Genomic DNA, 13,743 nt, shown 5'->3' with positions numbered 1-13,743 from the left:
CTAACTTAGTTACTATCCTAAATTTGTTTCTTATTATCCAACGTTTTAGACAGCACATTCGCTTCCTTTATAATCTGCTCGGGGTAGTCATTAATTTCAAGAATCCGGATTGCATTTCTTGTTTTCAGTTTCCCGTTTTTAATTCGATAGTCGAAATCTACCGTTTTATGATTTACATTTTCACTGAAATGGAACAAAGCATATTCATCACGCAACAAATCTGCCAATTCAATATCGTGCGTGGAAACCAGAACTATATTTTCTCCTCCGGCCAACGAAGACAAAACCGCTTTACCTGCCGAAATCCGCTCGATGGTATTGGTTCCTTTAAATATTTCGTCGAGTAAAAACAAATTTGGTGTGTTCTCTTTGCCAGCGTCTAACATTGTTTTTATAGTAAGCACCTCTTCAAAATAGTAACTCTTGTCATTCAACAAATCGTCGCTGATTCTGATGGCCGAAAACACCCTCATTCGTGGCATTTCAAAATCTGATGCAAAACAGGTATTTAAGGTTAAACCGGTAATTACATTAATGCCAACGGTACGAATAAAAGTTGTTTTGCCCGACATATTTGAGCCGGTAAGCAAAACCGATTTCTGATCAATATCGATGTCATTCTCTACACAATCAGGAAGCAATGGATGATAGATTTGTTTCCCCTGAAGTTTTTTTGCCTGCGCACTAATCGTGGGCACACAATAGTTAGGAACTCCTTTACGAAGTGAAGCGACCGACAATAAAACATCAATCTTTCCAACAAAGCAGAACACGTCTTCCATTTCCTGTCGCATGGCATCCAGCTTTTTTAAAACACCGAACAAAAACATCGGTTCGATAAGAAAAAGTATTTTAAAAAGCTCAAGAATCCCGGATACCAGCGCCGCCAGATCATTATCCATTTTGGCTTCCAATCGGAAAAATGCCATGCGGTTTTTTATGCTTGAAATCCTTCGAAGTGAATTGTCCAACTCTCTATTCTGGGCGGCAAGCCAATCATATTTATGAAGTTCTGTTGCAACTTTTACCAAGCGTAACAGTTGAGGGATCGACTCTAAATACTGGTATAAATTTCTTTTGTTCCAGAAATGAATAACCATGTTTAATATGAAAATCCCAAACAGTAAAAATATTACCTGTTGAGATACCGGAATCAAAAGCACCGAAGCCAAACTCAACACCGAAAGAATCCTGGTTATAAAAAACCACTTCGGCGCCTTTTTGTGCTCATCCTGAAAAAGCGTGCTAACATAATAAGCATCATTACTTTTTAATTCGGCTAACTTTAGCTGGACTGAAATTCTGAATTCCGGATCATTCAGGAATTGATCAATCAGTGTTTCATCTGAATTATCACGCGAGTTTGGGATTGCACGAAGCGTTTGATATAAAAACTGCTGACCAACTTTTGAATGCGTTCGATCGACAAACATAAACGACTCTTCGAAATCGAGATCGTTGCATGTTTTATCCGAAAGCGTTTGAAAAGTATTCGAATTATCTTTCCCCCGGAAATACCTTTCTATCAAATCAAAATGGAAGGAGTCATTTTTAATTTCGCCAAACGACTTTAGCAGTTCTTCTCTAATCTTCCCTTTTTGATTTAGTATCATCAGGCTATTGTTCGAGGATAACTATGAACTTAGAAATTCAACACATTCTTCAGGTTCTTATAACCTGTTTTACTAACTTTTAACTTGGTTTTGTCGTGCAAAATAACAATGTACGATTCCTTTTCGTATTGCTGAATTTCCTCAATTTCGTCTACCTTAACGATGTAGCTGCGGTGAATGCGTACAAAGTTTTTCGGATTCAAAGCAGTCTCGAAATACTTCATGGTTTTTTGTTTCATCCAGCGGCCTTCGCTGGTGTAAATCATTACATAATCGTCCATCGACTCAATGTAACGCACGGCGTCAACCGGAGCGATATGAATTTTATGACGGTCTTTTACCACCACACGATCGAGGTATTCATCTTTTGGAAAATCGCTGACTTTAACGGCCACATCCGATTCTTTTCCTTCGGTTTGAATACGCTCAACCACTTTCTGAATGGCTTCATCCAAACGGTCTTTTGAGTACGGTTTTAAAAGATAATCGGCTGCATTATAATCGAATGCTTTTAAAGCATATTGGTCGTATGCGGTTGCAAATATTATGTTTGGACGGTGCTCGAGTAACTCCAACAATTCAAAACCAGTGATCTTTGGCATTTGAATGTCGAGAAAAACCAAATCAGGCTTTAATTCGTTGATCTGTTTTACGCCCTCGAAGCCATTTTCACATTCTGCAATCAGTTCAATAGCCTCGTTATCGGCCAGAAACGATTTCATCAGGTTACGGGCCAATTCTTCGTCTTCAACAATAATCGTGCGCAATTTCTCGGTCATGGTTTACAATTTTGTGGAATGGTTAAAGTTACGGTAAATTCGTTTTGATTGTCTTGAATTTTAAGCAAATGCGGGTTTCCGTAGATTACCTGCAGGCGGTCGCGGATATTTCGCAATCCGATTCCTTCGCCTTTTTTGCTGAGTACATCTTTATCGTAGGTATTGCTGATGGTAACAACGAGCTTTTCGTCATCGCAGCGGCAATGTGTAATTACATCAATGGTTTCGGTAGCTTCGTACACACCGTATTTTATTGCATTTTCGTACAGCGGCTGGAGGATCATATTCGGAATTTCGGCCTTCAAACAATTGTCTTCAAGGGCAAAAACCGGATTCAGTTTTTTACCAAAACGCACTTTTTCAATCTTCAGATAAAGTCTGTTGTTATCAATTTCCTGCTGAACGGTTACTTTTTCGCTTTGGTCGTGTTTTAGCGAATACCGCATCAGTTGCGAAAGGTTGATCACCATTTCCTGTGCTTTTGCCGGATCGGTCATTGTTAGCGACGAAATGCTGTTCAAACTGTTAAACAAAAAGTGCGGATTGATTTGCGATTTTAAAGCGTGTAATTCGGCTTCTTTTACCAGTGCTTTCAGTTTTGTTTCATTCTTGGTTTTCTCCTTAAACGCCAGGTAATAATTTACAGCATAAAAAAATGCCACGTTAAAAGTATACAGCAAGTAACCGTTATAAAGCCCGGTAAACAGGTAATTATTTTCTTCCTCAAGTTGCGCCGGATTAATAAGTTTGGTGATTACTGTGCCGATGTATAACCAAATGAGAACGATTATTGAGGCGGCAATAACATGTGCCAGAATTACACGACCAAGACTGTTATCTTCGAGCGTACTGAATTTGATAACGTACCAAATGGCAACTCCTAAAAACCCAAACAGAATGACATTTGCAAAGCGGTCGGTCATTGCCGTTAGGAAATCGCTTTCGCCAACCGATACAACAACCAAAACCAATACAACAGCCAAAACCAGCCAAAAAGCAATGTAGGTGATTGCCAGGCGTGGCGTTTTTATAAAAGGATGCCTAAAGTCCATTTTACAGGTATTTGATCTCTACTCCTCCAAAAGCTGCAAAACCTTTTATCACCAAAGTCTTCGACGGATCGGGTACAATCTGATTGAGAGAAGCACCACGTTTGTCGGTGTAGCCGCCAAAAATTGCTGTTACTTCATTTCTTACCGTCCAATCTGGTGGAACTTTAAATCCACAGCCGCCAAATAAAGCCAGCGTGTCGATAACCGCACCATTGGCAGAAAGTTTGGTCTGACGCAAATCGTATTCGGTACCGCCAAATACAGATGTGGTTTTTCCCCCCATAAAATTCTGTGAATTTACATACACTTCGCGGCCTCCGAAAATTACAAAGTCATCAAAATAATCGATTCCTTTTTGTTCGCCCGCCTCAAAATGCGGAGGTTCAACTCCTCCGCGTTTCCCGGTATGCGTTACCAGAATGGCCACGCCAATACCAATTATTAGTACCGGCCATCCAACCCGGCGCAACTCATACGGAATATGCGCCACCTCGGGAACCAAAAAGAATCCACCGATTATAATGAGAACTGTTCCGGTAGTTTTGTTGCCACCGATAATGGAGAAAACTCCGATACCGATAAGCAACATTTGCCACGAGATTAAAATATCATTCCAAAACGACGGAATAAGGTCGAGCCGTTCGAAAATCCACAATGCTCCAACCACAATTAGAAATAAGCCCAGAAAGGCTCTTCTGTTTGTAATCTCCGGTTTATTATCCATGATAAAAGTTTTAAACTGTCCTAAAATATTGATTATCCCCTAAACACTGTCCTATTTTCAGGGAAATTACTCACTTTTCCTTACACTAATTTTCATGCGGGTTAAAACAAACGTGCGATTAACCCGATTCCCAATGCTATTAAAATAACCGGGAACAGAAATATAATTGTCGCTCCTGAGAACAAAAACAGTTTCGGCAATAAAAATATTCCTCCAATAATAAGCAGCACCAATCCGCCCTTATGTTTACCTGCCATCAACAGCGCTCCAATAATTATAAGAATAATCGGCCACGAGAATATAAAATGTCCTACGCCGTGAAAAGCACCTCTTATAGGACTCAGAATTTCATGAAAGTTTAAAAACGAATGTCTGAAAAATAATCCGGTTTGTTGAAGTATCCAAACAATACCAATACCGATTAAGACCAATGCTAAAACCTCTTTTGGATTTTCTTTTCGTTTTGTTTTTTCCTGTGGCAGTTTTTCCATGATGCTGTTTTTTGCTTACTAACATCAAATGTAAAAATCACTATTCTGCCAAACAGTTTCCATTCGGTTAACAAAGGTTATGAATCGGTAAATGGTTAAATCCTCCTATTAACGGAAAAGAGATTGTGCGCGAGAAACTGATAAAATCCAATATTAAAACATAAAGAATTTCAGCAAAATATGAATTAAAACGCAGGAGTTAAGGCATAAAAAAAGGTTGTTCCCGTTTCGAAACAACCTTTTTCTATATTATTTATTTTGCTTTTTAGACCACGAATCGCGCAAAGCAACGGTTCGGTTAAACACCGGTAATTCCGGCGTTGAATCCGGATCCATATTAAAGTAGCCCATTCGTTCGAACTGAAAATGATCGAGCGCTTTGGAACTTTTAATAAATGGCTCCAGGTAGCAGTTGTCGAGCACTTTTAACGATTCAGGATTCATAAATTCTTTAAAATCCACATCCTTGTGCCCGTCCGGTTCCTCATCGTTAAACAAACGGTCGTATAAACGAACTTCTGCTTTCACTGCATGTTTTGCCGATACCCAGTGTACTACACCTTTAACTTTTCTGCCGTCGGAAGATTTGCCGCCTTTCGATTCTGGATCGTAAGTACAATGCAATTCCACAATTTTGCCGTTTTCGTCTTTAATCACCTCGTTACACTTAATGAGGTAACCATAACGCAAACGCACCTCGCGGCCCGGTCCTAAACGGAAAAACTTACGTGGAGGATCTTCCATAAAGTCACCCTGCTCGATATAAACCTCGCGTGAGAATGGTACATCACGACGTCCCATCGATTCATCTTCCGGGTTGTTTACGGCACTTAATATCTCTTCTTTATCCTCAGGATAATTTGTAATAACCACTTTTAACGGATCGAGAACACCCATTACACGCTGTGCAATTTTATTCAAATGATCGCGCACACTAAACTCAAGCAACGACACATCGGTTGTTCCGTCCACTTTAGTTACACCAATTTTATCCGAGAAATTACGGATCGATTCGGGTGTATAACCTCTGCGGCGTAATCCTGAAATAGTTGGCATCCGTGGATCGTCCCAGCCATTTACGTGGCCGTCTTTTACCAGCTCCAGCAGTTTACGCTTGCTCATTACAGTGTATGTAAGATTCAAACGCGAAAACTCGATCTGGCGAGGGCGGTAATCGGTATCCATCAACTGATCGACAAACCAGTCGTATAACGGACGGTGCACTTCAAACTCCAAGGTACAAATTGAGTGGGTAATTCCTTCCCAGTAGTCGCACTGACCATGGGCAAAATCGTACATCGGGTACACACACCATTTATCTCCGGTGCGGTGATGATGCGCTTTCATAATTCGGTAAATAATCGGATCGCGCATGTGCATGTTCGGAGAACTCATGTCTATTTTTGCACGCAAAACTTTTTCACCCTCGTTGAATTCGCCAATTGTCATTCGTTCAAACAAATCGAGATTGGCCTGAACCGAACGATTTCTGAACGGGCTTTCAGTTCCGGGTTTTTGCGGCGTTCCTTTTTGTTCGCTTATGGTTTCGGCGTTCTGATCGTCGACATAAGCTTTTCCTTCTTCAATTAACTTAACGGCAAAAGCATGTAATTTCGGGAAATTATCCGATGCATAATACAAACGATCTTCCCAGTCGAAACCCAACCAACGCACGTCTTCCATTATCGATTCAACATATTCTGTTTCCTCTTTTGATGGGTTGGTATCGTCGAAACGAAGGTTTGTTTTACCGCCATATTTTTGTGCCAGCCCGAAATTTAAACATATCGACTTGGCATGACCAATGTGCAAATAACCGTTTGGTTCGGGAGGAAAGCGTGTATGCACGCGTTTATCATTTTTACCTGCAGCCAAATCAGCATCGATTTGCGCATGAATGAAGTTCGCCTTTTTTGGCGCCTCCGCATTTGTGTTGGTATCCTTTTCTGCCATTTTTTTGAGTTATCCCCTTTTGAATAAGGCTACAAAATTAAAAAATGATTTGTGAGTACACTTAACACCTGTTCAAATTATTACTTTTGTTGCAATAATCTTAATCAGGAATGGGAGTAATTGAAATAGAGGGCATGAAGTTCTATGCCTATCACGGGCATTTTGCAGCCGAACAAATTGTTGGAAATAATTTTGAAGTCTACGTACGACTTGAAACCAACTGCGTTGCTGCAGCCGAAAGCGACAACCTTGATGATGCTTTAAATTACCAGGCTGTTTACGAAACCATAAAAGAAGTGATGCAGGAAAAATCGGCGCTGTTGGAAAATGTTAGCAAACGTATTTTAGATGCCCTTTACGACCGTTTCCCGAAAATTGAAAAAGCCCGCATAAAAATCTCGAAAATGAATCCGCCAATGGGTGGAGAAATGGAACGGGTAAGCGTTACGTTGGAGCGATAATTTCTGATCGAAGTTATACAGAAGTCATCCTGAGCGGAGTCGAAGGATGGAAGGATTGAAAGGCTGATGGATTGAAGGATTGAGATTTTGAATGCTTTAATGCAGAAATGCTTTAATCAAAAAACTCGAAACTCGTAACCAGTAGCTCCCAGCTAACATAACCACATGTTATTAAATATTTAATCCCCAGCCCAATACTGATAACTATCAAATTATTCGAACTTCTTTTTCGTATTTTCGAAAACAAATATTCAACCATTAACCGATGTTTTACAGTTCGAATAATTTAAACGAAGGCAAGTGCCGAAAATCGTGCGCTACCGAAAAGAAAAGAGAGCTCCCAGAGGGAAATAATCCAAAATCAACCGACACAGGTTGGCAGGTGGGTGCCAGCAACTTACACACAAATGCCAACTGGCAAAATCGCAGAAAATAAGCTGATTTTATTTTTTCTGTTGCGAGAACTGCAAAATTTTATATTTTTGCAGTCCGAAAACGTACAAGGTTCCTTGGCCGAGTGGCTAGGCAGCGGTCTGCAAAACCGTGTACGGCGGTTCGACTCCGCCAGGAACCTCAACAAAAAGAGAGCAATAACAGCTCTCTTTTTTTATTTCCCCAAATACCATTCCCAACTTTTAAACAAATTTTAATTCCCTCCACCTTCATAGAGCTCCTTAAATAAAAATCAACATCTTTACATTTTACACCCTGGTGTTTATGATTGAAAAACTAAAAAGATACCTGCCCGATGGTTTTATTATGGGCATTATTGGAATGATCGTTCTGGCGCGAATTGTTCCGGGCATTGGTCACGAAGGAAGTATCATCGAACTTTCGAAAGTGATAAAGGCCGGAATTGCACTGCTTTTCTTTTTCTACGGACTAAAACTCAGTCCCGAGAACCTGAAAAACGACCTGAGCAACTGGCGGCTGCACGCACTTATCCAGGTCATTACTTTTTTAGTTTTTCCGCTAATTATTCTGGCTTTTTACCCCTTATTAAAAGGAAGTTCATACGAGTTGTTATGGTTGGCCGTTTTCTTTTTGGCAGCTTTACCCAGCACGGTTTCTTCTTCCGTAGTAATGGTAAATATTGCAGGTGGTAATTTGCCCAGCGCCATTTTTAACGCCAGTATTTCGGGCGTAATCGGCATTATTCTCACGCCGGCCTGGATGAGCCTTTTTCTCGATCAGCAGGCAACAGGTTTTGAGTTTTCGGGTGTAATTATTGACCTGGTTATTCAGATACTTATTCCTGTAACATTAGGACTCATCATGCACCGCTGGTGGGGAAAATGGGCGCAGCGTAACAAAGCGCGCATCAGCCTGTTTGATAAGTCGGTGATTTTAGCCATTGTATACCGTAGTTTTAGCGACTCGTTTACCAATGATATTTTTAGCAGTATTCCCAATCTGTCGTTGCTGGTTTTGGGTGCGGTGGTCATCAGTCTTTTCTTTTTGGTATTTGAAGGCACCAAACAGTTAAACAAACTGCTCCATTTTAATCGCGAAGACAGTATTACCGTGTTGTTTTGTGGTTCGAAAAAGTCGCTGGTACACGGCTCGGTAATGGTGGGCGTACTTTTTGCCGGCACCACTGAAGGCAGCCTGTTTCTGGTTCCGGTAATGATCTACCACGCCTTTCAGCTCTTTTACATTAGCCTGGTTGCCCGAAAATACAGCCGCGAAATCGCTCCGTCAACTTTATAACCGCTTTCCGGGAAACACCTCAAATGTAAAAATTGCAGATCGATACAATTATCAACGGGCACAAATTAATTATGTATAAATGATCTTTATTATATTCACCGACAACTTTTCTTTGAATACAATAAAATAATTGAAATATGTCAAAAATTTACGCCGTACTATTACTTTTTGCTTTCCTAAGCACCTCGTTTGTTAAAGCTGCAAACGAAGGGGATGAACTCAAACTTCCGAAAGACTTTTTCGGATTTCAGCCCGGAGCCGACCGGATGTTACTCGATTACGAGTCGCTGATCGACTACATGAAACAGATCTCTGAAGTTTCACCGCGGGTAAAAACGCTGGAAATCGGCGAGTCGCCCATGGGAAAAAAGATGTACATGCTGCTATTTTCTTCGCCTGAAAACATTCAGAACATCGATCGTTTAAAAGAAATAAATAAAGAACTGGCGCTAAATCCCGACCTCACCCAATCTGAAATAGAAACATACAGTAAAGAAGGAAAGGTTTTTATTCTTGCCACTTTATCTATGCATTCCACCGAAGTTGGCCCATCGCAGGCTGCTCCGCTGGTGGCATACGAACTGGCAACTTCAACCGATCCCGCGCTGGTAAAACAATTAGATGATGTGGTTTTTATGATGGTTCCGTCTTCGAATCCCGATGGAATGGACATGATCGTGAAACATTACATGGATTCGAAAGGAACAAAATACGAAGGCGGAAGTTACCCTAAAGTGTACCATAAATATGTGGGGCACGACAATAACCGCGATTTTGTAACACTTACGCAGAAAGACAACAAAGCCATTGCGCGTATTTACAATACCGATTGGTATCCGCAGATTTTGGTCGACAAACACCAGATGGGCTCCACAGGGCCACGCTATTTTGTGCCACCGATGCACGATCCGATTGCTGAAAATGTGGACGAAAAAATTTGGAACTGGACCTGGATATTTGGGTCGAACATGGCAAAAGATATGGCCGCCGACAGTCTGACCGGAGTAACCCAAAACTCGATTTTTGATGATTACTGGCCGGGATCGACTGAAACCGGAATCTGGAAAGGAGTAATTTCGATGCTAACGGAATGTGCGAGTGTACAACTGGCAAAACCGATTTATGTTGAAAAAAATGAGTTGCGCGGCGGTGGTTCAGGACTGGCGGAATATAAAAAAAGCATAAACATGCCTGCTCCTTGGGAAGGTGGTTGGTGGCGACTTAGCGACATTGTTGATTACGAAGTGTCTTCATCGCTTTCGGTAGTAAAAACGGCTTCGTTCCATAAAAAAGATATCCTGACTAACCGTAACGCACTTTGTAAGGGCGAAGTGGAAAAAGGAAAAACACTGGCACCTGCCTATTTTATTTTTCCGGCAAAACAACACGACCAAAGCGAATTGATTGCGATGTTGAATCTGCTTGACGAACACGGCGTGCAAGTTTACAAAACAACAAATTCGGTAACCTACAACGGACGTATTATCGAAAAAGGCGATTACATTGTTCCATTGGCTCAGCCTTACCGCGCATTTGTTAAAGAGGTTCTGGAAAAACAAAAATACCCCGAACGTTATTACACGCCGGGTGGCGAAATGATGAAACCGTACGACATTACCAGCTGGTCGTTACCGCTGCATCAGGGTGTTGCTTCATTCCGCATCGACGAAGTGGTGGAACAAATTGATGCCAATATCGCTCAAGTGGCTTTCCCTTTCGAAAATGATTACGAATTGACTGAAGAAAGCAAAACGCTGGTTTTCCCGGTAACGAACAACGAAAGTTTTAAAATCGTTTTTGCTGCTTTGGCAAATAAAATCGACGTTCAACGGGCAAGTAAGGCTTTCAGTCTTGCCGGAGCAGAGTTAAAGACTGGTGATTTTATTATTTCGGCTACCAATAAAAATTCGGATAAACTGAAAGAAATACTTTCGGGCATCACGGTAAAACCGTTGGAGCTTACGGAAGAAATTACCGAAAATACCACCTCAATGGAATTGCCTAAAATTGCACTGGTAGAAACAGCTTTTCACGATATGGATGCCGGCTGGACACGTTTTGTATTCGATTTGTACAACATTCCATTTACTGTTTTCAGTCCTGCCGATATTAAAGCGAAGGAGCTTGATGATTACGATGTAATTGTTTTCCCCGACAACAAAAAATCGCTTTTGGTGGACGGCAAATACAAAAGCAGCGACGGCAAAACTTCTCTTCCGAATTATGATCCGAAATACATAAAAGGAATGGAAAAAGAAGGTGTGCAAAAGTTGTTGAAATTCGAAAACGAAGGCGGAACGATTGTATGCTGGGGCGAGTCGACCGAATTGTTTTTGGGTGTACAAAGCATTAAAATATCCGACGACGAAAAAGAAGAATTTGAATTGCCGGTTAGCGACATTTCAAAAGGAATAAAAGGAAAAGGGTTTTATGCTCCGGGCACACTCTTTAATGTGGAGTTGCTGCAGGATCATCCGCTTACTTTGGGAATGGACAAGACAGCCTGTATTTTTTCGGAAGGCAAACCTGTTTTTGGTACTTCCATCCCCTACTTTGATGTTGATCGCCGGGTAATCGCTACCTATCCGTACGAAAATGTTGTGGCCAGCGGTTATGCCGAAAAAGACGAATTACTGGAAGGGAAACCTGCAATGGTTTGGGCCAAAAAAGGAAAAGGAAACTTTGTATTTTATGGGTTTAATCCGCAGTTCAGAGCATCAACTTCAGGAACCTACAAACTGTTGTTTAACGCTTTGCTACTGGAGTAAAATAAATACTCAGTAAGCCCCGATAAAAGAGTTGGAGAATTGATTCTTTTATCGGGGACTTACTTAAACAGGAACTAAAACTATTGTTAATGAAGATCGTTCGTATCATTTTATTCTCTCCACTGGCCTTAATCCGGCTGTTGTTTGTGGTATTGATAAGTGCCTATGTAACAACAATCGGCTGGGTTTGGCTTAAAACCTTAGGTTTTAGCCGACGTTTGCAAGAATGGGTGGTTGGCACCTGGGGACGATCTATTTTATTTATGTGCGGTATTAAAATAGACAGCAACGAACTGCCAACATCCGAGCACTTCATATTAATGCCCAACCACCGCAGCTACATCGACATATTTATTGTTGCAGCAACAACGCCAGCAGCCATGGTTGGTAAAGCAGAAATTGCCAAATGGCCTTTTGGAGCGCTTGGTGCACGGGTAAGCAACTCTATTCTTGTTGATCGAAAAAACCAGAAGAGCCTTTTGTTAACCATGAAGCGAATAAAAGAATCGGTGGACAAAGGGATGCCTGTAATACTTTTCCCTGAAGGAACAACCTACAAAGGCCCGCTGACCAAAAAGTTTAAAAACGGAAGTTTTAAAATTGCTGCTGATGGTAATATTCCTGTTATACCGATGGCTATCGATTTTAAGGATGTAAATGACGCCTGGGTGGATAAGGATACGTTTGTGGGGCATTTCTTTCGCCAGTTGGGCAAACCATTTACATACGTTACCATTCGCTATGGAAATCCAATTTCTGAGACCGATCATAAGGAACTGCAAACAAAAACAAAAGCACAAATTGATTCGATGCTGACGGCTATTCAGAACGCTTAGCCTTTTTTCGTTTAAACCAGTAAAAAACAGGAATCCCGGACAAAGCCGTTAACACCGCAATACTCGATTCAACAGGCCGTTCGAAATAAGCAAGCACCAGCATAGCCACACTTACTACAATAAAAAACACCTGCACAAAAGGAAAACCGGACAAATGAAGTACCGAGGTTTTCATTCTGCGTAATTTAATGTTTCCGGCAACTGCAATTATTGGGAATATACCCAGCGAAAATCCCATGTAAGTCAAAATCTGTTCAAAGGTTCCGGATAATACCAGCACAATTGCAATCGCAGCCTGCAGGATAATGGCATTCGACGGTACTTTTCGTTTTGCATTTATTTTTGCAATCGAATCAAAAAACAATCCATCGCGGGCCATTTTATAATAAACACGTGGCCCCAGAATTATAAAGGCACTTAATGATGAAAATAGCGCAAAAGATATCAGCAATGAAATAACTGTTTCGGCAGTGGGGCCAAAAGCCAAACCGACAGCCAGTCCGCCAATTTCAGGTTCGTTTCGCATTTGATCTCCGGGAACTGCGTACACAAAAAACAGGTTCAGCAATAAATACAGAACAGTTACCACCAACGTGGAGATCAACAAAGACCTTGGTATCACCTGTTTTGGTTCTTTTATCTCCGAACCAATATATGTGGCAGAGTTCCATCCGCTGTACGCAAACATTATAAACATCAGCGACAACCCGGCTGCTTTCCAGTTTGCAAAGTTAAATTGAAATGCTTGTGCGGGCCGTAAATTTTGCATATCGCCGTTACCAAAACTCAACCCGACAATGATCAAACCTACTACCAAAAGAATCTTTAACAAGGTAAGTCCATTTTGTATTCTTGCGCCTAAAATGATGTCGCGCGAATGAATTACACTAAAACTAATAATTACCAGAATGGCCAAACACCGGCTAAAATTCTCTGTGCTTAGAATTTCGCTTAACAGTAACCAGTTTTGCAGTTTCGGGAAGGCCCACACAAAGTATTTTGAAAAGCCTATTGCCGACGCAGCAATGGGTGCCGAAAATCCAACAATTAACGATAACCACCCGCTCAAAAATCCTAACAGTGGCGAGTAAAGTTTCGAAATAAAAACATATTCACCTCCGGCTTCAGGGAAAGCTGCACCCAGTTCGCCAAACGAAACGGCTCCACAAAAGGCCACCATTCCGCCAATTCCCCATAAAACCAACATCATTACAGGATTTTGCAAAAAACCCATCAAATAACCGGTGGTTGTGAAAATACCGGCTCCAATTATATTGGCAATAACAATATTGGTTACAGAGAACAGACCAAGTCGTCGTTCCAGTTTTTTTTGCAGCTGTTGCAATCTATGTTGTA

At 41.2% G+C, this 13,743-nt stretch carries 12 protein-coding genes and 1 tRNA gene; 6 read left to right on the top strand and 7 right to left on the bottom strand.

Annotated features, from left to right (window positions below; genetic code table 11):
* Window positions 1-17: 17 nt before the first annotated feature.
* The 6 genes from SLH46_RS05410 to SLH46_RS05385 form a co-directional block, all read right to left on the bottom strand.
* Window positions 18-1,613 (bottom strand): MutS-related protein, encoded by a 1,596-nt coding sequence (locus SLH46_RS05410; protein ID WP_320280137.1) that lies wholly within the window; start codon window positions 1,611-1,613, stop codon window positions 18-20.
* 29 nt (window positions 1,614-1,642) lie between these two features.
* Window positions 1,643-2,392: a LytR/AlgR family response regulator transcription factor gene (locus SLH46_RS05405; protein ID WP_320280136.1), complete on the bottom strand. Its 750-nt coding sequence runs from the start codon at window positions 2,390-2,392 to the stop codon at window positions 1,643-1,645.
* A complete protein-coding gene (locus tag SLH46_RS05400) occupies window positions 2,389-3,444 on the bottom strand; it encodes a sensor histidine kinase (protein ID WP_320280135.1) in 1,056 nt (351 codons plus the stop codon). The genes SLH46_RS05405 and SLH46_RS05400 overlap by 4 nt, the downstream gene beginning before the upstream one ends.
* Before the next feature lies 1 nt (window position 3,445).
* The gene (locus SLH46_RS05395) at window positions 3,446-4,168 is read right to left on the bottom strand and encodes a LiaF transmembrane domain-containing protein (RefSeq protein WP_320280134.1); all 723 of its coding nucleotides are present in this window, start codon (window positions 4,166-4,168) and stop codon (window positions 3,446-3,448) included.
* A 101-nt stretch (window positions 4,169-4,269) separates the two neighbouring features.
* Entirely contained in the window at window positions 4,270-4,659 is a 390-nt protein-coding gene (locus SLH46_RS05390; RefSeq protein ID WP_320280133.1) for a LiaF transmembrane domain-containing protein, read from the bottom strand.
* Between the two features lie 249 nt (window positions 4,660-4,908).
* A complete protein-coding gene (locus SLH46_RS05385) occupies window positions 4,909-6,612 on the bottom strand; it encodes a glutamine--tRNA ligase/YqeY domain fusion protein (RefSeq protein WP_320280132.1) in 1,704 nt (567 codons plus the stop codon).
* Between the two features lie 110 nt (window positions 6,613-6,722).
* Between SLH46_RS05385 and folB the strand changes: the two genes are divergently transcribed.
* The 6 genes from folB (at window position 6,723) to SLH46_RS05355 (ending at window position 12,387) form a co-directional block, all read left to right on the top strand.
* A complete protein-coding gene (gene folB, locus SLH46_RS05380; protein WP_320280131.1) occupies window positions 6,723-7,073 on the top strand; it encodes a dihydroneopterin aldolase in 351 nt (116 codons plus the stop codon).
* A 265-nt stretch (window positions 7,074-7,338) separates the two neighbouring features.
* The gene (locus SLH46_RS05375) at window positions 7,339-7,509 is read left to right on the top strand and encodes a hypothetical protein (protein WP_320280130.1); all 171 of its coding nucleotides are present in this window, start codon (window positions 7,339-7,341) and stop codon (window positions 7,507-7,509) included.
* 67 nt (window positions 7,510-7,576) lie between these two features.
* A tRNA-Cys gene (locus tag SLH46_RS05370) sits at window positions 7,577-7,647 on the top strand.
* Between the two features lie 143 nt (window positions 7,648-7,790).
* A complete protein-coding gene (locus SLH46_RS05365) occupies window positions 7,791-8,783 on the top strand; it encodes a bile acid:sodium symporter family protein (protein ID WP_320280129.1) in 993 nt (330 codons plus the stop codon).
* A 137-nt stretch (window positions 8,784-8,920) separates the two neighbouring features.
* Complete coding sequence (locus SLH46_RS05360; RefSeq protein WP_320280128.1) at window positions 8,921-11,551, top strand: M14 family metallopeptidase; 2,631 nt, start codon at window positions 8,921-8,923, stop codon at window positions 11,549-11,551.
* An 89-nt stretch (window positions 11,552-11,640) separates the two neighbouring features.
* Window positions 11,641-12,387 carry a lysophospholipid acyltransferase family protein gene (locus SLH46_RS05355; RefSeq protein ID WP_320280127.1) on the top strand — a complete coding sequence of 249 codons (747 nt, stop codon included), beginning with the start codon at window positions 11,641-11,643 and terminating at the stop codon, window positions 12,385-12,387.
* On the opposite strand, the gene SLH46_RS05350 is transcribed toward SLH46_RS05355, so the two are convergent.
* The gene (locus tag SLH46_RS05350; RefSeq protein WP_320280126.1) at window positions 12,371-13,732 is read right to left on the bottom strand and encodes an APC family permease; all 1,362 of its coding nucleotides are present in this window, start codon (window positions 13,730-13,732) and stop codon (window positions 12,371-12,373) included. The two genes, SLH46_RS05355 and SLH46_RS05350, sit on opposite strands and share 17 nt — an antisense overlap.
* Window positions 13,733-13,743: the final 11 nt, after the last annotated feature.

The organism is Draconibacterium sp. IB214405 (assembly GCF_033963885.1).
Classification (GTDB): Bacteria; Bacteroidota; Bacteroidia; order Bacteroidales; family Prolixibacteraceae; genus Draconibacterium.
Note: the sequence above shows the minus strand (reverse complement) of the source record. Positions and strands in the feature narration are given on the sequence as shown.

Excerpts from the sequence above, each read along its gene's own strand:
- SLH46_RS05355 (WP_320280127.1), top strand. The coding sequence starts at position 11,641 with ATGAAGATCGTTCGTATCATTTTATTCTCTCCACTGGCCTTAATCCGG.
- SLH46_RS05395 (WP_320280134.1), bottom strand. The coding sequence starts at position 4,168 with ATGGATAATAAACCGGAGATTACAAACAGAAGAGCCTTTCTGGGCTTA.
- folB (WP_320280131.1), top strand. The coding sequence starts at position 6,723 with ATGGGAGTAATTGAAATAGAGGGCATGAAGTTCTATGCCTATCACGGG.
- SLH46_RS05400 (WP_320280135.1), bottom strand. The coding sequence starts at position 3,444 with ATGGACTTTAGGCATCCTTTTATAAAAACGCCACGCCTGGCAATCACC.
- SLH46_RS05390 (WP_320280133.1), bottom strand. The coding sequence starts at position 4,659 with ATGGAAAAACTGCCACAGGAAAAAACAAAACGAAAAGAAAATCCAAAA.
- SLH46_RS05375 (WP_320280130.1), top strand. The coding sequence starts at position 7,339 with ATGTTTTACAGTTCGAATAATTTAAACGAAGGCAAGTGCCGAAAATCG.
- SLH46_RS05405 (WP_320280136.1), bottom strand. The coding sequence starts at position 2,392 with ATGACCGAGAAATTGCGCACGATTATTGTTGAAGACGAAGAATTGGCC.
- SLH46_RS05410 (WP_320280137.1), bottom strand. The coding sequence starts at position 1,613 with ATGATACTAAATCAAAAAGGGAAGATTAGAGAAGAACTGCTAAAGTCG.
- SLH46_RS05385 (WP_320280132.1), bottom strand. The coding sequence starts at position 6,612 with ATGGCAGAAAAGGATACCAACACAAATGCGGAGGCGCCAAAAAAGGCG.
- SLH46_RS05365 (WP_320280129.1), top strand. The coding sequence starts at position 7,791 with ATGATTGAAAAACTAAAAAGATACCTGCCCGATGGTTTTATTATGGGC.
- SLH46_RS05360 (WP_320280128.1), top strand. The coding sequence starts at position 8,921 with ATGTCAAAAATTTACGCCGTACTATTACTTTTTGCTTTCCTAAGCACC.